Origin of the sequence: Mesorhizobium sp. BR115XR7A (assembly GCF_020165315.1) — a bacterium.
GTDB classification, from domain to species: domain Bacteria; phylum Pseudomonadota; class Alphaproteobacteria; order Rhizobiales; family Rhizobiaceae; genus Mesorhizobium; species Mesorhizobium australicum.
In genome coordinates this window covers 63371-85068 of the sequence record NZ_JAIUHW010000002.1, presented here as the reverse complement: position 1 = coordinate 85068, position 21698 = coordinate 63371, and the positions used below count along the sequence as shown (strand labels likewise).

Here is a 21698-nt window from a genome sequence, read left to right as displayed (position 1 = left end):
GCCAAACGCTGCTTCGGCTTCGCTGAGGCAGCGAGTTCAGAAGACAATCGCTTCGCGGATGGCCGGCATGATCAGGCGACCGTCGGCATCCCGCAACCTGCTGGCGTCCATCGTCGTCACCATCGACACCATGCCGGGCATCGAGGGATCCGCGAGCACGGCCGGGGACTCGAAAGCGTCATTGCGCAGTTCAAGTCCGCCTCGAAACTCCTTGAGCAGCGCGTCGCGCTTGGGCTTGATGAAGCTCTGGAAAATAGACGCCTGCTGCCAGTCGGGCCACTTTCCCTTGGCCCACGCTTTCCGGTCGGAAGTGTCGCAGTCGACCTTTTCGAAGACGTGCCCTACCGACCTCAGAAGGGTGATGATAGCGATGTATTGCGACTGGAACACGATGATGGGCTGCATCGTACTGTCCTGCCGTTCGAACCGCGCGACCAGAGTTTTGATGAAATCGAGCTGCGCGCGAGCCACCAACATGGTCATAACGCCCTGAAGGCGGATTCGATGTCGGCGACTGGCGTGCTGTTGTCGAAGCTATGGAGGACGGCGCCGGTCTGGGTGCGGTCTCTGATCTCGATCTTCTCTGTCTCGTGGTTGTAGGCAAACACATAGACATTCCCGCCGATCTTGGCCCAGAGCATGTTGGCTGGTGTGCCGGCAAAGCTGCGAATTCGGATGGAATCGGGTTCGCCGCGCCAGATGATGCCGCCGAGGATGGCGAGCGCGACCCCCTTAACCTCACCGGCATGGTGGTCCGCGCGGCCCATGACGCCCTCGGCATAGGTGTGCAGTTCCTCGACGTCTTTCGCGGTGATGGCCAATTTGTCCTCCGAGGGTTCGATTCGCGTGATCGGTTATCGCCAAGACGCGATGACGAGATGTCGCTACTGGCGGATGAAGCGACCAGGGCGATTGCCCCGGTTGTTACAGATGAAGGTACTGCCGGTGGCTTCGCTGGACAGCATGACTGAGCCGCGCCGAGGCTGAAGCACAGCTGCAACCGCAGTGGTGAAATCAGCCCATGACATCCCACGCGGACGCACGATCACTAGCGACGTCTTGTGGGGCAGGACCTGTGCGTTGAGCCCCAACCTGCGCAACCTCCTCGCGGCGATACGAATGTTGTCGCAGATGACGCGGTTGAATTCTCCGAAGTACCTCATCTCTCACTCTTCCTCTTCGTCATCGGCGGCAAACGAGATCGAAACGGACGCTAGTCCATTGCTTGGACTGAAGCCGACAAGCACGCCCTGGCGTGTCAGAGCCTTCCTTATCGCCTTGAGTGTTGCGGGCCGACCTTCCCGTCCTCGCTCCACATTGGAGACCGTCGCCGCGGACACGCCAGCCTCTGTGGCAAGCGCGGCCTGATCGAGCCCGGCCAACATACGAGCCGCGGCATAGGTACGACCGCGGGCTTCGGCGTTCGTCAGGCTAAGCGGCATCGCTCGTCTCCGCCTACTTAGTGTGAATTTACATTCATCTGAATACAGCACAATTTTTGTGAAGGCAAGCTATTTTAAATCGCGTGTCTTCACCCTGATGGCTCGACCTTCAAGGTTGGATCAACAAGGTCGCGCGGCTTGAACCCCTTTCGGCAGGCTGCGGGGATCTGGGCCGGGGCCGCAAATTACTGGTCTGTGACATCAGTTGAGACGATGTCGCCTGGTGCAACATCGAAATCAAGCATTGGCGAGATAGAAGCGTCGATGCCCGGTCGGTCCACTATTGCCTGGAAATGACGCTGCGCGAGGGGAGGCGCGGAGCGCTACTGGTCTCGACCGGCGGGATCGCTCCCGCCGCTTTCCGGGCGCTGCGCCGAGGTCCATCAAGACTTCATGCGCTTGGCGGACCAGTCCAAGATCGTCACGAGCTGCCGCTACTTTGCCAAGCGAATGTCCGGCTTATGGGCCGAAGAGCTGCCCGTTCGCAGGGTTCTGTTCGAAGATACGGTTTGACCTGAGCCGGGCTCATGCCGCGACCGCTTGGTCCGGAGTGAAGACGTGGGGCAGATAGTTCATCAGCGTCTGGCCATCGGCACTGCGGCTGAGCTCGATGGTGATCAGCCGGTCGTTCTGGAATGCTGGGCTGAGTTCGAGCGAAAGATAGTCGAACAGGGGCTTTTCGTGCACCGCGATAATGATCTGGCGCTGCAGGTTCGATTTGGCCAACATTCTGAGCAATGCGGTAAATTGGGCAATATGGACCTCGTCCATGCTCTGCACGGGATCGTCGATCACCAGCCAGGGGAGATCGGGGGAAACCGAAAGATGTAGAGCGAGGAAAAGCGTGAGCGCGGACGTGTTGAGGTTGCCAGCACTCAGCATCGCGCGGGGATCACCCCCTTTGCCGCCGGAGCGATACCAGGTCTCAAGCACTGCCTCGACCGGGCCGCCATTGGTTTCGGGGACGGCAAAGGCAGGGACAAATGGCTCTTCCGGCGCCAGCCGCACGAAGAGGTCGCGCCACACCCGGTTTAGCGAGCCATTGAAGACTTTCCTGACAATGGCGGTCCGGGCCTCTCCGGCGCGCTTTGCCAGCTCGCGGGCGTCAAGAATCAGGCGGTCCGCGCGCTGTTTCGCGGCATTCAGCCGGTCAAGGCGACCCTGAGCGGCCCCCGTTGCATCAACGACTGGTTGCCTCAAGGCATTGAGGCGTTGCACTTCAAGGGCGTTCCCCGCCATTTCGCGGCGGATCGTCTGGTTCGCGGTATAGATTTCGACGAGCCGTGAGGCCTCGGCGGCAAAACGCGACAGTGCCGCAGCGATGTCTTCGGTGGGGGCCAGAGGCGCCACGCCGAGCTCCGTGCCGAAGCGCTCGACCGACTGCCGCAAGGCCGTACCGCCCTGGTCCTGAACGGCGAGATCCGAAAGCGCGCGGGAAGCCGTAGCGGCCTCACCGATCAGGCGTTGACCTTCCTCCACGTCGCTGGTCATGCCGGCCAGTGACAGGTCCACTTCCTGCAAGAGCGCCACCCGGGTCCGAAGTGCGTCTCGATTGATGGCGTCGAGGCGTCGCCCTCGGACCTCGCCGAGCTCTCTCTCGGCGACAGCGACGGCCGAGAGGGAGGAGGTCCGATCGCGGCTCAGGGCCTGGAGCTGCCCGGCAGCAGCGGTGAGCTCTGCTATCCGCGCAGAGACATGGGCCTGCAGCGGCACCTCTGAGGTCTCTTTGAAATTGCGACCGCAAACCGGGCAGTCGTCGGTATGGATATGCGGCAGGACGCCGCTCAATGCCTGGGCAAGGGCGCCGCCCTCAGATGCGAGGTTCGAGATTTGCTGCTCCAGCGCCTGTATGCGGGCCCGACCGCGTGTGACGGCGCCTTCATGATCGGCTTCCAGCTTGGCGTCGGCCGCGTCCTTGTCGAGCACATCCTGGCAACGCCGTAGCTCTTCGCGCACCGCTTTTGTCGCGGCGGCGTGGGCTGGCTGGGGTCCGCCGGCGCTCACCGACGGAAGGTCGGAGAACAAGGGCATGAGCCGTTCGAGCACGGCCTGAAGCGTGGCTCCCTTGGTCGCGGACCATGCCGCGAGCGCCCGGCCGGCGTTCTCGCTGCGGGGCTGCGCGGCAGCGCGATCGCGAGCAAGGTCTGTGCTGGCGATCTGCTGCCATTGCAAGGCAGCGGCCTCAACCTCGCGGCGCACCGTCGTGAGCCTCAGGAGTTCGCTCTGCTCGGTCTCGCCGGCAGTTGGGCCGGTGACGGAACGGTCGCCAACTGAGACCAACCGATTCGACAGAGCGTCATTCTGCTCTTCCAGCTGGCGGATCCTGATATCGGTCTTCTCCAGTTCCGCACCCAGGCGGTCACGTTCGCCCTCGACCTGGGGAATGGTGTCCCTGGTCTCGCCATATCCCGGAACGCCGCTTCGCAGCCGTCGCACGTCGCCGGCGTCATGCAGCCCATCGATGATGGCATCGAGGTGATCAAGGCCCAGCAGGTCCTTGACAAACTTGGTAAGGGCGGAATCCGAGCGCTTCGCGGAATCCTGATAGAGCTCGAGAAGGCGGCCCAGCGATGACTGCGCGAGGAAGCAGCGTTCGGCATAGAACCGGGCGAGATCCGGTCCGAGCAGCGCCTCGCCCTCTATCGCATTGGCGGTCACCTTGAGGCTGGTCTCATTGCGATCGAGGCCAATCGTCTCAATCTTGAGCTCCGCGGACTTGGCGTCCTTGTGGACGAGGTGGGCTGCGTAGTCGGGATCGACCCCTTGGAGCGACGCGACTTGGCCCGTCAGAGCCAGCTCGATGGCCGACAACAGACTTGTTTTGCCCGCTCCGTTTGCGCCATGGATGAGGACTATGGGAGCATCCAGCGGGACGGTGATGCTCCCCTTGATGCTGCGGAAATTTGTAAGGGTGATCGAACTCAACTGAGCAGCGCTCATTCCGAAGCTCCCTGTGTTAGCTCTGGCCCAAGATCGATGTCTTCTTCTGGTTCGATTTCGGCCTCGATGGCGGTGTTGAGAAGCTCGTGCAGATGTTGCTGGACGCCGTCTGCGCCTTGGTCTGCGAAGGCGACCAGGCCGACGATATTTTGGTCAAGATCGGCGGATCTGCTGACGATCGAGCCTAGCGATTCCGCCGTGTCGCTGGTCGGGCCAGGCAGCTTGAGCGGCAGCAGGACAGCCAGCCAGTTCTCCAGCAGCGCAGTTGTCGCTCCATGTTCGGTGACACCGACGGGAAGCACACGGCAGACCTTGGTCATCGCATCAAGCGTGGCGGCGGAGGGTTTGGGCCCAACGAGGATCGTGGTCAGGGGACGTTTGGAGCGGGTGACGTCGAGCGCGCGCGCCACCCCTTCCACCTTGCGGAGGATCCTTTGTTCGGTGTCGAACGCCGTGTCAGCGACAAGGATGAGATCGGGCGACGGGCTTTCGCCGACCAGGGCGGCTGGAAGGTCGAAGGTTAGGCCAGCGATCGACAGCGGGACTGACAGCGGGCGGTAACCGGCTTCCGAAAGCAGCGCGACGACTCCCTCGACTGGCGTGGCACTGGTCATATCGCTGCCTCCGAACGAAACTGCTGCATGAGATCTGCCGCACTGGTCGCGTGCTGGAGCAGGTCGTAAATGCTGACCTCCCGCAATCCCAGCACGCCCGTCCGGCCGGGTGAGCTTCGGGGCGAGCGGGGCATCGGCGGTGGCTTCTCGGCACTATAGACCAGGACGGCGTCCTCGTTGTCATCGATATGGCCATTCTGCTGCAGCCGGATCGCTGACCGGCCATTGGCCGCAAGGACAAGCTTGGTGCTTGCCGACGCAGTCACCACCTTCACTGCACCCGAGGCGGGATCAGCGGGATCACTTTCGGCTAGGGACCAGGTGCCGTCCGCCACGCCAATACCAAGCAAACCGGCAAAGACCGCGATCTCCGGCAATCCGGATGAAGGGAGGGCCTGGTCGGCCGCAATCTGGTGAAGCGGCAAGGGCGTTACAGGGTTGTAACGGCGCGGGGCAACCCCTGCGGCTCCGTCCCGGAACATCGTCATCGTGCGCGAGGTGTGGTCGACGAACTTGCGGACGAACTGCAGTCGATCGCCATTGTCGATGGTCGCCAGATGGTCCCGCAGTGCTACCACTCCCTTTTGCAGAGCTGCGCGCGCCGCGGGGTCGAGGGTACCCTGGACCGTGTCGACCATGACCTGCATCTTGTCGGCGATAACAGAGAGGACGAGCGCGAGCAAAAGCGGGTTGGCGTAGGCTGTGACGAGCGACTGCTCGTTGATCTGGTCGCGGGCCGCCGCCGTATAGGTCTGCGGATAGACGTTCTTGAGTAGTCCTTCCTGGTCGGCGCCGACCTGTTCTCCCGAGAAGACGAAGCTGGGCCTGTTTCCAGGCCAAGGCCAGCGCATCACCGACTCCGCCTTTGCGAAGAAGGCCTGAATATTGGAGTCCTGGGCCGACAGGCCCATCATGATGGTCGGCTTCGAAACGGCAATATCGAGCAGACGGTTGATCACGGCCTGATTTTCGGGTGCGGCGGCCCAGCGGTTGATCTGCGAGTAGCGGCCGACAAGAAACGGCCTGTAGGTTTCCTCGTCAGCGACGGCCAACACCGCGCAGCCGTGAAATTTGATAATCTGACCGGTAAGCTCCGGCTGACGAAGATCCTCGGCGCGAACGCAGACCACGAGCTTGGGAACGCCTCCTGTCAGTTCGGCGACAGCCTTCTCGACCAGCCCGTCCCAGTTCGCCGTGGCGATGCTGGACGCACTGCCCTCGAGAACTAGAATGCCCATACACAAATGCTCGACGTCGGGTTCGATGGCGGGGTTCGCGAAGGTGGCGGGGACGCCTACGCCGTCCCACAGCAGATAGTCGTCGGCCTTCCCGGCGACAGTGACGTCGAGCAGCCGAGCATAATTGTTGGTCAGCCGCGCGACAATGGCGGCCTGGTCCGGCCAAGCAGCGAAGCCAAGGGTGAGATCGACCCTTGCCCATTCCTCGGCCGACAGCGGGGCGAGGCCGAGGGCACGCTTGAGGGCTACGTTGTAGGGACAGTTGGGGTTGGTCGGATCGATCTGCTGGCGCAGAAACTCCATCACACGCACGATGATGTGCCTCAGGCCATCCACCCGCCCGAATGAGATGCCCGAACCAAGCCAGAAGGCATACTGGTCCTCGGCGATGCCCCTCGCGACGCTGCGAAAGGGACCATCGAGGATCTCGAGGGTTTTACGAACGGAAATCGTTGAAGCGCTTGGCGCAGCTGGCATACTTTGGCTTTCGACGCACGGATAGATATTGACCGTAGATGAGCATGGCGTGCGCGGCTAGATGGCGACACCGCCAAGTAGAACGCCATGCTCCGGAAGCAGACCCTATTTCGGCGTGTCCGCGACCGGCACATCTCCATTGATCCTCGCTTGCAGCTTTTCGACGCGCGCAAGGATCTCATCGAACGAATACGATTTCTCGTCGAACATCATCGCCTGCATGGCCTGGTAGTCGGTGCGCAGGTCTTTTAGGCGATACTCGGCCGGGATCAGGCGCAGGGTACCCGGATGCGCGGTGTCATAGTTCGCCCAGCTCGATCGAAAGTACACGGCCTTGTGCCTGGCGACCTGCGCCAACATCTCGAAGTCGACCGCCGCCGCCTGCCCCTCAGCCGTGTCGAGAAGCATCGCCACATCATAATAGTGGCGTGAAAAATACTGAGGGGTGGGAGAGTCTTCGGGACGGTGCGCTTCTGAGTGAAGCGCAGTGACCTTCTCCCAGAACGTTCTGCGCGCCGCCAGGACCGTAACGGTGCAATCCGGATTCTCGAAGAAAGTTGGGAAATCGTCCGCTGAATAGGGTCGGATGGTCTTCTGCTCGGTAGGCCAAGGATCGCCGCGCGCACCGAACTCCAGTTTGACGCGCGGGGTGATGTAGGTGACGCCTTGATAGTCCTGACCGGTCAGTGCTGCCGGGTAGTGAAAGTTCAGGGTTTGGGGATCGTTGGCGTCGATCTCGAGCGACCAGTTGCCCTTTACCGGCTCGGCAAGTTGGGCGGCGATCGCCTCTCGCAGGGCAGGAAGCATCTTGTTGGCGATGTGCTTTTCGACATCGGTCATGAGCGCATCGATGAGCTTGGCGGACTGCTTCTTGCTGATCCCTTCCCGCTCTGGATCACGATCGCCGTCATAGCCGAGGCCGGCACGGTCGAAGGAGAGGTCAATGTCTTCCGAAAAGCGTCGGATTGCACCATAGGCCTTGGAGAGAGAGGTGCCGCCTTTGAACACCAGAGTGGGCGCACCGCCCTTCTGGAGTTCAAAGAGACGCTTCAAGGTCCAGCAAACCCAGAAGTCCTTCTCGATGATAATGCTGGCGACGCCACGCAAGGCGGCGGACTCGCCGAAGACAGCCGCTCTTTCGGACGCGTCCTGGCGAGCGAAGCTATCCATTGACCGCGTCCGATCTGGTGTCCGCAATGGCGCGCAGCGTAGAGCGCATCCAGGCGGGGGCCTGAACGACCGTCGAGGCTAGCCTCTTCTTGTCGCTCGGCGACAGCTGGCGCGACGCGACATGAACGATATCGGCCGCCCGTGACGGCCCCAGGTGGCGCAGCGCCTGAACAACAGTCCCCGCCGCGCTGCCCGGTGCGATGAGATGCTTGGGCGAAGCGTGGCGGAGATCGACGACGCGTTTTCCGAGCACCACCCGACGGGATGGACCATCCGTCAGGTATGAACTGCGGGCCGGAACCTGGGTCGATAGACCGAGGACATTTGCCGCGCGCGAGCCGGCAACCTGCACCTGAGAGCCTGTCTCTCTGGCCAGTGCCTGGGCAACGTCATCGGGGGCCGGAGAAAGCGGGCCAAGCTTTGGATGCACTTTGGGGAAATCGTAAAGGCCTCGAGCGAGGCGACGGAGCCTGCCGCTCTTGACGAGGCGAGACAGAGCCTGATCGATCGCCGCCCGCCCAGCCAGGTCAAGGAAATCGGTGGGTGTGAAAACGCTGCCACGCCCGCTGCTGCGGGCGCGCCTTACAATCCGATCCGGAGCTGAAGACGGTGTCATATCCATGTGTCAGAAAATAGTTCATATTTTTCTGACACGCAAGAGATGAAACTAATCGGCGGCAAACCCTTGTTTTCTGACCTTTCGGGAAAGCCTATAGCCGACGAGCACTGTCCCGGACATACTCTTCGAACGTCAAGAACGACAAGCTGCCCTTGGCTGCGTTGGACTTGGCAATGCGGGTCTTGCCGATCCGCTCCTGGAGATAGCCGCAGAGCTCGGGCAGTCTTTCAATCGACAATGCGCGCCAAGCGGCCCGGAACCTGGCTTCGATGTTCTTGGAGATTGCGCCATAACTGAACTTGGTTGCCCGAGACGTGTCGGCCGAGGCGAACTTATTATAGCGCCCGATCAGGTACTGGACATAGCGGCTGGCGTCTTGGTCCGCCCCAATCGTTCCTGCGGCAGGAAGGATCTTCACAGCGTTGCGGGCAGCCTTGATGTTTATGGTTCGCCCGACGATCGCCCCTGGGCTGGCGATCACAACGTTCCCGGCATTGTTGTTGACCTCGACGCGCCGCATAGAATTGAGCAGGAGCTTTGCGTAAAAGGCATCGGTCTCCTGTTCGGGGCGGCCGAACTGTCTTTCCCCGATTGCCTTGAGTTCTTCGAGCGCATCGACGGAATAGAGTTCGGGTTCTTCGTCGACGATCCGGTGGTGCCGACGGCAGAGGAGAATCAGGTTCTTATAGGCGTGTCGCGCTTCTTGGGTCTGCGAAGCGTCGAACCGGGGGCCTCCAGGGCTCTGCGCACGGATGTGACAAATCTCACCAGTGAGCGTTCCGTTCACCTCGACGAGCGGGGATGGGCAGCCAAGAAACGCGCAACTATTCCCCGACATGGCGAACAGCCGGCGGATCGTTTTTTCCGATGGTCCCGACAATCTGCCCCCAATTCTCGTCTCGCCCTTAAGACCGCTGCACCAAGTCTACCAGAAATACCTCACGATCGACCGGAGACCGCCCCGCCCGGCCCAAGGCCTGGCCGATCAAAGCCGCTACGACGCGCCTAGCCAGCCTTCGGGCACGGAACCGATCGGCACTTGAGATCGGCGCCATCGGTCGCCCATGTACATAGGCACTGCGAAGATTGAAGAGCGCTTCGAACTCGGTGCCGGCGGCAAGATCATCTAGAAGAGCTGCAACCCTACCCATCATGATCTGAGTGACCCTACGGCCCTTCCGAGGATCGCTCGCGGGCTTCCCACCGTAATCCGATTGCAGCCCGAGCGCCGCTTCGAGAACCGTCAGATGTGCGATGAATTCGTCGATGCCGGTGGAATGGTATGCTCGTACAAGGAAATGCCGGATCGGAGTCTCGAAGAGGGGCGATTTGAAGGCGCAAGCAATATCCGCCCACGTTCCGTCGTTGACATAGATCGGCAACTCCGAGGCCTCGTCGGCGAGGCTGAAGCGGGCGGGTATCTCGACCTCCTCCGCCGATTCGCCATAGGCGTCAAAATAGGTGTACGGAAGCCAGGTGAGGCTGCTGTCGAGCGGAGGCGGCTTCAGAGGAACGCAAAGGTCGTCGTTCACCGAATAGACCCAGGGAATGCGAAATCCACGCCAGTCGACTTCCTGCGCCTGCGACCAATCCTCCCACGGCGCTAGCAGCAGCAGGAAAAGGGCCTGTTCCACGGCCGGCGGAAAGCGGTCCTCATGGGCGGTGATCGCACCGTAGTCGCGATTGATCTCATACATGAAGGGACTGGTCCGCGCGCCCGGCTCGCCGGCAATCGGCAAGGTCTCTTCGACGACGAGCCAATAAAACTCGGAGAGCCGCTCCCAATCCGGCTGGGCGTTGGGGAAGGTCCGGGTAAGGCGGGGCGCATCCAGAATGGTCATGAGTTCGCTCGACGAAAACCTGCTGAGGCGGCTGCTCCCGAAGTCGACAGGAGGCGGGTCGTCCGCCCAGTCGAGGGGGCAGAGATGGACGATCCTTGCGGTTGTCGTGGTCAAGGCAATGTGCAGTCCCTTTGCAGCCTGTTCGGCCGTCAATGAGAGCGCCTGCTTGTCCGTCGGCAACAGCATCGGGCAACCGAGGGACTTCAGGATATGCCACAGAGATGTGGTAAACCAGAGCCCGGCGCCGACGGAATAGGAAGTTGCGCAGGCCTCTTTGAGACCCAGAAACTCGGGTGTCTCAAACGAATTGTCTGGGCGCGGACCTCGACGCCGCCACAAAGCTGCGATGGCCTCCGAGATCACTTCTGGAATCAGGTCGGTCATGTTGCGGCGCCCTATACCGGCACTGTGCGGACAAGCTTTCGCGGCGGCAACTACAAATGCCTAAGCTGGAATGGGTCGAGGCGCATTGAATGCGTCGTCTAGAAGGCTATTCCGCGGCGGCCCGGGTGCTACAGGATGGGCAGACCAGCCTGTCGTTCGGCCTCCTGGTGCCGCTGTAGTAGGGATCGCGGATCCAAGCGGGATGTTCGTGACGGACGACGAGATCAGGAGGAATTGCCCTGGCGAGGGTGAATGTGAAATCGCGTTCAGGCACCCAATCCGGGCGATTGACCTTGATCCGAGTCCATTCTTGCAGGAGCGCTCGGGCGAGCTCGTCCCGGATGCCGGAGCTCACCATGTTGAGGGGGAGATCCACCAGGACAATGGTCGGGTAGCCCCACTTCAGCAGCGCATTGTGGGCGCCGAAGCCCAGGATGCATTGCATCCATTCGCTGCCATAGAGCAGGTAGTGCCCCGCACCATTTGTCTGCGCCCGGTCGTCGAGCGCGAGATGGATCTGGCCGCGGTCGCGGTCGCGATTTTCGAACTGGGCAATCATCCGGTCGATATTCGCCTGATAGAACGCCAGCCCTTCCTCGGCGAAGACCAGGGCTCGTAGATCTGCCGCGAGTACGCTCGGATCGTTAAGCCGAAGGCCGTTTTGATGGTACGACCCGGGGTCTGCCGTGCGGCAGCCATGGAAAGCCCTCACTCGAGCGAACGACAATGCGTTTGAGAGGATTTGGATAACGTCGTAGACGTCGTCGTCGAGCACCCGCTGGGTGAGCTTCAGCCAATCGGAATCATCCCACGCCAGATCCTGCTCGGCGAGCCTCTGCAGATGGCGGATGCCGTTCTTGTTTAGTCCAGGACGCAACCAAGTCGAGAGCGGCGACACATATGAGGCCGGTCGCTTCCACTCGATCAGCGTTCGTTGCCACAGCTTGCTCAAGAGCTTCTCATTGTTCGTCCATTGTTTCGCTTCGAGTACAGAACATCCTCCGGCACGGCCGGTCTTGCAACTAACAGCGGCCGCGAAGCGTGTGGTCTCCTCCGCTCTTGAACTGCGCTTGCCGGCTACCTTGGTTGCAGCGCATATGGGCAGGACCTACGGTCCCGGTGAGTCCGCGCTATTGCAACACCTTTCGTCACGATTTTCCGCTGGGGCAGAATGCCGAACATAGAGGACAGTATCAGCAATGTTCGCGCCTCGCGGGGCGGCCATACGTTCCACGAACGTTGGGCGGCAAGGCGTGCCCTGCAACTGATTTTTCCTAAGGACCGGCTCTTTGCAATTGCCGTTGAAGGCATTTCGTCAACCGAAATAGCGAACCCGGGTGCCGAGGCCGAAGATGTAGCGGACCTGGTCCTCTATTACGGCGAGGGAAACGATTTCGCCTCGTGCGACAGACTGGAGACCGTCCAGTTCAAGTACAAGGAGAGGGGATCCCCTGTAACGGCGTCCTACCTAAAAAAGACCATCGAAAAGTTCTGCGACACCCTGGTTGGCTACGAGAGCGAATTCTCAGGCAACGAAGTCGACGCGAAACTTTCGTTTTCCTTCGTCACTACGGCTGAATTCTCCGAAGGCTTGTGGGATGCGATCGAGGTTCTGAAGGTGGGTCGGATGTCGGCAGATGGCACCGATGCTGAGCCGATCCGGTACCTGACGTCGCTATGCAAGGCTCACAAGGTAGGCGATCCGCGACGGCTGTTCTCGAAGATCGAGTTCCGTGCGGCCGAGAAGAGCCTGCCAGGACAGAGCAACGCGCTCCGCCGGACCCTGACCGATTGGTCCGGCGGAGCCGATGGGCCTGCAAGATTGCGTTTGTTTGGCCTGCAGGAACTTATCCTGAAAAAAGCCGGTCCGGCGGGGCAGAACAACAACCTTGTCCGGCGCGAGGACGTTCTCGATGCCCTAGACTGCGAACCGGAGGATCTGTTCCCCGCCGATACGCGCTTCATCGATGTGGGTGCCGTGGTGAAGCGCGCGGAGCTTGGTGCTGTAGGGGAGCTGGTCCGAAATTCGACGCTGCCGGTCTTTGTCCACGCCGAGGGTGGTGTGGGAAAGACCGTGTTCATCCAGGGCCTGGCAGCAAAGCTGACGGGTCAATTCGAAGTCGTCGTCTTCGACTGCTTCGGCGGCGGCGCGTACCGGTCGGAAGATCAGGCGCGGCATCTGCCAAGTGTCGGCCTGGTGCAGATTGCCAATGAGCTGGCCTCGCGGGGGCTATGTGATCCGTTGCTGCCCGGCGACAGAGACCGCATCGGCCTCATCAAGGCTGCGCGTAAGCGCTTCGCTCAAGCCGCGAAGGCAGTAACTGAACAATCCGAGAAGAGCGGAATTCTGATTGTCATCGACGCCGCCGACAACGCGCAGATCGAGGCCGACAACCGAAAGCAGGACGCCTTTCCGAAACTACTGCTGTCGTCGCTCGACAACGAGCCACTCGACGGCGTGAAATTGCTCCTCACGGCACGGACGCATCGTATGCCTGATGTCGTGGGTCTGACAAAGGTCGAGCCATTTGAGTTGTTGCCGTTCTCCGAAGCTGAGGCGCGCCAGTTTCTCGAGGATCGCCTTGAGACCGTCTCCAATGTTGAATTCATAACGGCCGTGGCGCGGTCGGGCCGCAATGCACGGGTGCTCGACTACCTTGTGCAAACCTGGGAGAGCAACGTGCGCGGTAACGCGCCCAAAACCCCGATTACCGTGCAAGAAATTATCGCACAGCGGTGCGACAAGATATTCGCCGACCTGAGGATCGCTGGTTGGCGGGACGCCGAGGTGGTCGAGTTCTTCGCCGCACTCTCGCTTCTGCCCCCACCTATCCCCTTGGGCGAGCTAGCGACCGCACTCGGGTGGTCGAAGTCTCAGGTGAGTACTGCGGCAGGCGATTTGGTGCCAATGCTGGAACTCGTCTCGCACGGTGCCATATTTCGCGACGAGCCGACCGAATCCTATGTGCGAGAGCAATATTCGCGTGAAACGGCCGCACAACAGGCAATCGCCGAGCGGCTGCTAGGAGCGCAGAGCGCATCAGCCTACGCCGCAGAGGCGCTTCCGCACTTCCTCGTCGTCATCGACGACAGCGATCGGGCTTTTGCGCTAGCGGATTCCAATCAATTTCCGACTGCAATACAATCCGATTATGGCCGTCGGCGGCTGACGCTGGCGCGACTCAATGCTGCCTTTCGACTCGCGGTGAACGCGAACGACATCGATCGCGTACTGGGACTGACCATGCGGTTGTCGCAAGTTGCCGCGGCCAATGTCCGGGGTGACCTGTTTATTCGCCGTTCGCCGGCGCTCGCGACGATGTTGGGCGACCCTGACGCCTATCGCCGGCTGTTCAATGACCGATCGGGCTGGCGTGGTGCCAGAAATGCAAGGCTGACGGTCGCGCATGGTTTTGCTGGCGAACAGGCAGAGGCGCTCATTCAACGTGAGAGCACTATCCGATGGGTTAGATGGCACTGGGAACAGGCCCAAGAAGAGGGGGACAGGGATCGTCAGGCCCCTTCCGCCGCTGATCTCGCTGCGGTCTTTTTTCAATGCGTGCTCGTCGGCGAATACGGTCTTGTCGACCGCAACCTGTCACGGTGGAACAGCAGCTTCTCCCTGTCGGTATGCCGCGAAATGGTATTGTTGCTGAACCTTTACGAGCGCCACGGCGGCGATGTTGTATTGGACAACTTCATAGGGTTCGCATCGAGCAAGACGTGCAAGTCGTTCGCGCTCAAGGTCTCGCTATTGGCTGGGCAGAATCGGCTGAGCGCAGCACAGGCGAAGTCGCTCACGCGAGCTGTTGCCCCTACTCCCAAACAACTGGAGCTGAAAATCAACGACGCGGAGGGCGAACCTGAGCGGGCGATGGAGAACGACGCAGTCCAGGCCGCCTTGACCGCACTATTGTTTAGTTCTCGCGCAGCCGCGCGGCGTATCCTCGGTTCATCGATCGTGGCGCGCCCGTCGAGTTACGACTACAGGGAACGCTACGGACCCTCGGAAGCATGGGGGCCTATCCTGCGAGCCTGTGTGCAGGCGTGGTCGAGCGGCAAGCGCGTTCGCTACCACCACCTCCTGCCCTCCGAGATAAAGGTAACGCGCCAGGCCAAGGGCATTGAGAGCCAAAAGGATCTGGTTGCCTTCCTTGGTCAGCTTCGTGCGGCGCAGCCCCCAGACGCCCGGCGCGGTCGGGTCAAACAGCGTCCGAAGTTGCGTTTCACCGAGCGGGAGCGTGACGGGATCGGCGGCGGCGTCGGGCTTGTGCTCGCGCTGATAGGGCCGATCGAGGATGCGGTACTGACGGGGACGGGTGTCTCGGCCAAAAGTGTCCGTAGTTTCATCGCGATTTGGAAGGAACGGCTCCGCACCGATGTGCATCGCATGGCCGAGCGATCAACGGACTTCCTGTCCCGTACCATTGGGATCGGGTGCGCTCGACTCTTGCTTAGGCATGCCGACGACGTGCTGGCTGACGATGCCCAGACACTGATCGAGCTTATTTCCAATGACCGCTTTTACATTGGTCAAAAAACGGGAGTGCTGAGCCTCCTCGCGGAGCGTCCCAATCTACACGATCTCGCCGGCCGGTTCGCGCGCCACATAGCCGAGCACATTGGCAAAGATGACAATGTGGAGCAGCGCGGGGAATCCTACGCCGAGCTCGCCGCGTCGCTGGTTCCAATGAGCGTGGGGGAAGCGCGGCACTACTACCGCCAGGGGCTCGCGCAACTCGACCAGATGGGTGGCGAAGACCACGACAGAATCTACTCGCTGCTGCACTACGCCTCCGTTCAACGGGGAGGGTTCGTTCGACCGGCCCTGGCGCAGCGCATGATGAACCTGTGCCAGACCGTGGTGCACCAAGACTCTGGTAAATTTGCGTGGCCACTATTCGCGCGCGCGGCAGCGAAGTCGATCGGGCCCGCGGCGGCCCACAAACTCTTGCGATGGGACGATCAGGACGTTGCCGACTTCTCGTACGGGCTGCCGCTACTGGCGTGCTTCCTTGCCAAGTATGGCGCTCTCGACGCACGACGGGGCGCGGTCCTTGTCTCGATCTGCGAAGATCATGGGTGGCATGGGTGGCAGATTGGCGACGGCCTCGGTGACCTCCTCGGTGTCGCCGAGCCAGGCGATCGGCGACCAATCCTGCTGACCATTCTCAACAAACTCAAGGCAGAACGGCCCTTTGGTGCCTGGCCATCACTCTGGGAGGGTATTCTAAAGGCTGGTGACCGGTTCCCCGACAGCCTCGATGAAGTAGATCGGGCGGCGCTGTTACTCCTCACGGCCGACGACGCACGCAAGCAGGACGAATTCAATAGCCGGAACAGCTCTGAAGAGAGATCGGTTTTGGCAGTCGCAAAGGGCAAGAGCTCGGACGCTGAAGTCGATAGCTGGATCGCCCAGCTCGTCGATGCCTGCGATCCGACTTGCGCGCTCGCGATCGATGAAGCCTTGAGAAAAATCGCGGACGACAAGTCGCTGCCCTATTATGGGAGGAAGCGCTTCCTGGATGGCCTTGTTGAGCAGTGCCCGTTTGACGACCGTTTGAGCTTTGTACTCTCCCTGTGCGAATGCTCTGAACTCGAGTTCGACCGCACGACCGATTTGATCGTGGCGTCCGTCGCCTTATGGGACGAAGCCGTTGCTCACCTGCGTGCAAGTGCAAAGCACGTTGTCGAGAAGCTATTTGAGAACAAAGGATCGGAGCTTTTCAATCTCAGATTCTCGAATGTCACTCGCCACATCAGCACCCTTTCGGACTTCTGCAAGGACCCTGGGTTCGTCTTGGGTCAGGTGCTGCGCACCGTGGCCCGGGAGCAGCTCGAACTTGACGGCGATGAATGGCTTCAACTGGCAACCAGCCTCTGCCGGGAGGCCTCCTCCAAGGCAGGTCTGGACGCACTGGAGACCCTCTTGTCCGGATCGTCGGCGCGGATGGCAGATGAGATTGGCGAGGGCGCTTGGCGAGAGGAATTCGAGTCAGGAAACAACCAGGCAAAATTCATTGGCGGGATCATCTGGCATCTGCTCGGGGACGACGACGCCTATGTCAGGTGGGCAGTGGCCAGAAGCTTGGGGACGCTGGCCGATCTGGGCCTACACGAGGAGTTCACCGTTCTTCTCGACGGCTTCGATCAAACCGAGGTCGCGGCACTGGTTTCCCGGGAAACCAGACTATCGTTTCAGAATTCTCAGCAATGGCTCCTGATGGGATTGGCCCGAGCGACTCTCTTCCATGCAGAAAAACTCCAGCACCTTCGACCCGGTCTGGTGGCGCTTGCCAAGCAGCCCAACGTCCATGTGGTGCATAAGCTCCACATCGCCAGATGCCTGGAGAACCTTCGGGTCAAAGGGGCACAGGACCAAGAACTCGATGCGCTGCGGGCGGTGATAGACGTACCTCCACACGGCTTCATTGAGGGGGATGCCTGGCCCGCCGCCGTGGAGTCTAAGTCGGGATTCTCATTCGACTATGACTTTGCAAAGTCGGAGGTGTCCCGTCTGGCAAGGCTTTTCGGGTTGGCGAACGAGGCGGCCACCGACGCCATCGCGGCAGAGATAACGAAGCGATGGCCGAAGGCGACGGGGCTAAACCACTTCCCAGGCCGCGATCGATATGGCCGGGATGGAGACGAGCGGTACGAGTTCTACCGGGAGCATATCCAAAGACATGCTCTGTTCAGTGCGGCCACCACCCTTGTCGGGAATGCGCCCATTGTGAAGCATAGTTACGATGACCCAGATGATGGCTCACCTTGGGCAGACTGGCTGCATCACTACGACATCACCTTTGCGGACGGATCCTGGCTTTCGGATCGGAAGGACTCAGTCCCAGCCGTGGCGAAAGCGAAGCTGCTCGGCCGCAGGATTGGCCAGCAGGAAACGCTTAAAGACCAGGGCACCCTGCTCCAGGCTCTGGGGCTCGTTAGCGAGAGCGTTGAAGGTCTCGTTCCCATCTATGGGAGCTGGGTCTCATCAGACGGGGTGTACGTGCGCATCGTATCTGGACTATCGGCGCGCCGCGGATCGATCGGGAGATGCGCGGCGTTTTCCAAGCTGAGTGACCATGAACTCTGGCTGCCAATGTTCTGGGACCAGGGCCGGTACGAGCGCCGGCGTAGCCATACAAATCCCTTTTTGCCATTTGTTTGGGCACCGGACGCCCATGGCCTTGGCATCGACGTCGGAGACGAAATCGCGGCGCAAGGCCCTGCCGGAAGGCCGCGGCTTGGCATCGAGCTCACCGAACAGCTTGGGTTAAGGCTCAATTCCGATGCCCGAGAATGGTACGATAGGGATGGGCATCTCGCGCTCAGAAGTCAGGTGTGGGGCAATTGGGAGCCGGCTCCAGGGCAACGGCAGGTCGACCATCACAATGACGGCGAGATCCTGTGGGCCGCGCCCGCGTGGCTCGACCGCACGCTTTCCCTGTTTGGCAAGCGGCTCGTTTACTCAATCAAGCTTTCAAAATACGGATCGACGCAGGAGTATGATGAAACAACAGGTGTCACGGCGGTGTTCGTTGGCCTCAGGACCGACGCAGCCGAACCTCGCACCTGGTACGCCAAGAAAGCCTCACGCCAAACGAGCTGAGCCCGATCTCGCAAACCAAGGCATACTGATGCCTTTCATTCGCGGAAGCTTGAACGCCCTCTAGCGATGCTGGCTGTCCAATTCGCCCCAGGCAGCGTCCCACAAGTCCTCGCTCTCAACCGCAACCACAGCGGTCGTTTTCCGATATTCGGCGAGCACCTCCGCTGCCGGCCGTCGCCGGTCCGTCACGGCATCCGCGTAACCGCTGTGTTCATGGCCGTCAGGTTCGAACCATTCCATGCGTTCGACGCTCGCCATCGGATCGCCCTTCGTCCCGCGCGAGATCCTGATGATAGCCGAGCCGCCGAAATCCATAATGTCCGCATCCATAGCGACGCGTCGCCACAGCCTAGCCATCTAACTCTCCACACCCATCTTGTTCCACGGTGGCTGGATCATCTTGATTAGCCCGGCTTCTAGCCCGGCGGCGGTGATCACCGGCAAGCCGTTCCACTCGAGCGCAGGGGGCATCGCGATGTAGATCTCGACGACTGTGCCTGCCGTTACGTGTTCGTTGATGATCTGGTTCACGCGGGCGCTGGTTTTTTGTCCGGCCTGGCCGAGCCGGTAGTTTGACATGCGGCTGCGGATGCCAGCCCGACTCACGCCGATGTACTTGATGAGACCGTTGACCACGAACACGTAGACGCCGGCGTCGCGCGGTGCGGAGGTGTCGAGCCCGATGCCGCCTGCGCCGTCGGCCACCCACGTACCCAGACGCTCGAATCCGGCGTCCGCGAGCACGTCGATCGCGACATCGGCGCGAACCTTCGGGATCGGCTTTGACTTGGGAACAACGACGAGGCCGCGCTGGAGGCCGCCTTCGATGCCGGCGTCGACGGCCACCTTGCGGACGTGTTGGTACCGGATGTTGAGGAAGTCCGCGATCTCCGTCCGCATGTACCCTTCGTGCAACAGCGCGCGGATCTTCTCGCTCTTGGTCTCCAGCCCTGCGATGACGACAGTCATTTCACGCTTCATTGGCGAAGAAGCTGCGAGATCAGCTTATCGATGTCAACTGCTTCCACGGACGGCGTTGGCGGCAGCTTGTATCCAGACAGGCCCAGCTCCCCAAGACTTTGGCTTTGCGTGCATCCGCGCGAGTTTGACGTCGAGAACCCTTGGTTCACCGGCAAGACCAATGTGCCAACATTCTCGCGAGAGGAAATGCTGGCGACGCAACTGCGAGCGCTGCTCCAGCGCGACAAGGGTCGCGATCTATACGACCTTGCTCATGCGCTGGGAACATTTGGCTGGATGCCAGCATGTTATCGAGCTCTTAGGCTAATACCTTGGGTCGTCTGGCCAGGCGCTTTCTCGGGCTCAGGCAGAGGAGCGTATGCTCGCCAAACTCGCAAACCCGCGCTTTCTGACCGACATGAGACCACTGGTTCCTGCCGAACAGGCCGCGCTTTTGACAGACGACTCGACCAGGACCTCATTCCGAGACGTGTTTACCAAATTTATCGAGTTGATACCCGGGGCTGCCTGGGCTCGCACGGACGAGATGAAGTCTCGTTTCGAAGTCTAAGGGCTGCACTAGGACACGACAGCCGTGCGGCAAGTCATGGCACCTTGTCATAGGCAAACTGGCAATCGGCAAGCACGGTCGTCGGTTGATACTCTCCCCATCCGCCGCCCCGCTGCCGACCGCGCTCAGAGAGCAAATGCAGATTTTTTCTTGCTCTGGAGCCGATGACATAAAGTAGCTTGCAGGCGCTCTCAGCGGGAGTCAGGTCGTTAAAGTTTGGCACCATGCCCTCAAGCAGCGCATAACTGATCACAGTGTCGTACTCCGCTCCCTTCACGCCGTGGATCGTCGAGACAGTGATGCCTTTCCGCCCTTCAAATACCCGCTTGAACGTTGCAATCTCACCGATATATTCCGCGCCTTCCGCCTGAAGTCGTTGAATGCGAGCGCGCGAGCTCTCAAAAAATGCATCATGATGCTCAGCCAGGGCCGGAAATGCCCTGAAATCAACGCCGATAGTGGCGAACAAGGCGTCAAAAAACTGTTCCAGATAAGCGAGCCCGTCCTCCTCGCCAATCGTGATTGAATTACACGTCCTCAGCAGGGATTTTCGGGTAAGCTTTCCAATGGCTACCCCGGCATCGCCCAACGCGCCCAACACATCGCCAATCCAGCGAAAACGGCGGACATACATGTGAGGCGATGCTTGGGTTAGGACGATCTTCGAGAGCTTGTACCAAAAATTGTCGATGTCGCGCGCGAATGGCACCATACCCGGTCCATCGAACCCATACTCCGGCAAGGCCGCGACGAGTCGCCTGGTCATGCTGGCTAGGTGGACCCATTGAGGCGCGAGAATGCAAATCTCGTTCGGCGCGATTCCCGCCGTTTCAATACTGTATCGGACCAGCCGGACCAGCTCCTCTTCCAGACCATCTCGGGCCGTCAGGGGGTCGAACGATATCAGACTGGCATATTGCCTATCCTTGCCCTCAGCGGAGATTTTCGTGGCGTAGACATTGTAGTTGCCGAAATATCCAACGATCCGCTCCGAACTTCGATAATTGCGCGACAGATCCATCTCTTTGAAATCGACTCCCGCCATCTCGCTAAATTCAGCGGCAGTAATTGCGTATCCTCCAAGCGATCCGTAGATCGCCTGGTTTGGATCCCCAACGATGAAGGCCCCGACCTTGCCTCCGCCAGCCCTCAGGATCGAGGCGAGAATTGCGTACTGGATTTCTTTCGTGTCCTGATACTCATCGACTAGGACGTACGAGAAAAGTGAACTCAGGAGCTTGCTGATTGTCGGCTGACTTATGATCAGCTCGTGCGCAAAGTGCAGGATAAGTTCGAAATCTATCTGGCGATTTTGCAAAAGCAATGCGTGATACTGATCGAGCGCCGAGGCCACGTTTAAGCGCCTGGGGGCGTGGCACGTCAGAACACGGCCCGCGGGAGTGTAGTAGTGATTGCAATCCCAATGGGTGATGTTCGGGTAACGATAGGGGGAACAGACCTCGGACAGAAGTCGTTCCGTATCGTGCGAGTTTATCACCCGAAACCCATACTTCAACGCATCGTGATAGATGGCATAGGGTTTCAGGATCCACTCCAGGCAGAACGAGTGAATCGTTCCGATCCAAAGCTGACTAGTGTCGACGCCAAGATTCTCGATCCGTTCGTGAATTTCATCCGCCGCTCGATGAGTATAGGTGATTGCCACGACCCATTGCTTTTCGGATTCGAGTTTTGAGAGCTGGCTGGCAATCTTATAGGTAAGCGCCCGCGTTTTCCCGCTGCCCGGACACGCGACCAGAAAGACATTCTTCTCTTCGTTGACCGCAGCTTCCTGCTCGTCGTTAAGGTCGTCTTTGTTCCAGACGAACACGA

The 21698-nt window shown here is 60.4% G+C and carries 16 protein-coding genes; 2 read left to right on the top strand and 14 right to left on the bottom strand.

Annotated features, from left to right (window positions below):
• Nucleotides 1–36 precede the first annotated feature (36 nt).
• From LB557_RS04570 to LB557_RS04520, 11 genes are all read right to left on the bottom strand, one after another.
• Nucleotides 37–405: a hypothetical protein gene (locus tag LB557_RS04570; RefSeq protein ID WP_224642316.1), complete on the bottom strand. Its 369-nt coding sequence runs from the start codon at nucleotides 403–405 to the stop codon at nucleotides 37–39.
• 74 nt (nucleotides 406–479) lie between these two features.
• Nucleotides 480–821 (bottom strand): hypothetical protein, encoded by a 342-nt coding sequence (locus LB557_RS04565; protein WP_224642314.1) that lies wholly within the window; start codon nucleotides 819–821, stop codon nucleotides 480–482.
• A 345-nt stretch (nucleotides 822–1166) separates the two neighbouring features.
• Entirely contained in the window at nucleotides 1167–1442 is a 276-nt protein-coding gene (locus tag LB557_RS04560; RefSeq protein WP_128304744.1) for a multiprotein-bridging factor 1 family protein, read from the bottom strand.
• Between the two features lie 525 nt (nucleotides 1443–1967).
• Complete coding sequence (locus tag LB557_RS04555; RefSeq protein WP_224642311.1) at nucleotides 1968–4382, bottom strand: AAA family ATPase; 2415 nt, start codon at nucleotides 4380–4382, stop codon at nucleotides 1968–1970.
• Nucleotides 4379–4996: a hypothetical protein gene (locus tag LB557_RS04550; protein ID WP_224642309.1), complete on the bottom strand. Its 618-nt coding sequence runs from the start codon at nucleotides 4994–4996 to the stop codon at nucleotides 4379–4381. Before LB557_RS04550 ends, LB557_RS04555 begins: the two co-directional genes overlap by 4 nt.
• On the bottom strand, nucleotides 4993–6711 hold the full coding sequence (locus LB557_RS04545) for an SIR2 family protein (protein ID WP_224642308.1): 1719 nt from the start codon (nucleotides 6709–6711) through the stop codon (nucleotides 4993–4995). Before LB557_RS04545 ends, LB557_RS04550 begins: the two co-directional genes overlap by 4 nt.
• Nucleotides 6712–6816: 105 nt before the next feature.
• Nucleotides 6817–7881 carry a nucleotidyl transferase AbiEii/AbiGii toxin family protein gene (locus tag LB557_RS04540; protein ID WP_224642307.1) on the bottom strand — a complete coding sequence of 355 codons (1065 nt, stop codon included), beginning with the start codon at nucleotides 7879–7881 and terminating at the stop codon, nucleotides 6817–6819.
• On the bottom strand, nucleotides 7874–8503 hold the full coding sequence (locus LB557_RS04535) for a DUF6088 family protein (protein ID WP_224642306.1): 630 nt from the start codon (nucleotides 8501–8503) through the stop codon (nucleotides 7874–7876). Before LB557_RS04535 ends, LB557_RS04540 begins: the two co-directional genes overlap by 8 nt.
• A gap of 88 nt (nucleotides 8504–8591) precedes the next feature.
• A complete protein-coding gene (locus tag LB557_RS04530) occupies nucleotides 8592–9380 on the bottom strand; it encodes an HNH endonuclease signature motif containing protein (protein ID WP_224642305.1) in 789 nt (262 codons plus the stop codon).
• A gap of 25 nt (nucleotides 9381–9405) precedes the next feature.
• Nucleotides 9406–10725, bottom strand: a complete 1320-nt coding sequence (locus LB557_RS04525; protein WP_224642304.1) for a hypothetical protein — start codon at nucleotides 10723–10725, stop codon at nucleotides 9406–9408.
• 106 nt (nucleotides 10726–10831) lie between these two features.
• Nucleotides 10832–11677, bottom strand: a complete 846-nt coding sequence (locus LB557_RS04520; RefSeq protein WP_224642303.1) for a hypothetical protein — start codon at nucleotides 11675–11677, stop codon at nucleotides 10832–10834.
• Between the two features lie 219 nt (nucleotides 11678–11896).
• Here LB557_RS04520 and LB557_RS04515 point away from each other — a divergent pair, with 219 nt between their 5' ends.
• Entirely contained in the window at nucleotides 11897–18334 is a 6438-nt protein-coding gene (locus LB557_RS04515) for a hypothetical protein (protein ID WP_224713013.1), read from the top strand.
• A gap of 60 nt (nucleotides 18335–18394) precedes the next feature.
• Here the strand turns inward: LB557_RS04515 and LB557_RS04510 are convergent, their stop codons facing one another.
• Both LB557_RS04510 and LB557_RS04505 read right to left on the bottom strand, forming a co-directional pair.
• The gene (locus LB557_RS04510; RefSeq protein WP_224642834.1) at nucleotides 18395–18691 is read right to left on the bottom strand and encodes a hypothetical protein; all 297 of its coding nucleotides are present in this window, start codon (nucleotides 18689–18691) and stop codon (nucleotides 18395–18397) included.
• Entirely contained in the window at nucleotides 18692–19303 is a 612-nt protein-coding gene (locus tag LB557_RS04505; RefSeq protein WP_224642835.1) for a GIY-YIG nuclease family protein, read from the bottom strand.
• 42 nt (nucleotides 19304–19345) lie between these two features.
• Between LB557_RS04505 and LB557_RS04500 the strand changes: the two genes are divergently transcribed.
• Nucleotides 19346–19918, top strand: a complete 573-nt coding sequence (locus LB557_RS04500) for a nucleotidyl transferase AbiEii/AbiGii toxin family protein (protein WP_224642836.1) — start codon at nucleotides 19346–19348, stop codon at nucleotides 19916–19918.
• Here LB557_RS04500 and LB557_RS31710 read toward each other — a convergent pair.
• The gene (locus LB557_RS31710) at nucleotides 19900–21696 is read right to left on the bottom strand and encodes a UvrD-helicase domain-containing protein (protein ID WP_224642837.1); all 1797 of its coding nucleotides are present in this window, start codon (nucleotides 21694–21696) and stop codon (nucleotides 19900–19902) included. The two genes, LB557_RS04500 and LB557_RS31710, sit on opposite strands and share 19 nt — an antisense overlap.
• Between the last annotated feature and the right edge of the window lie 2 nt (nucleotides 21697–21698).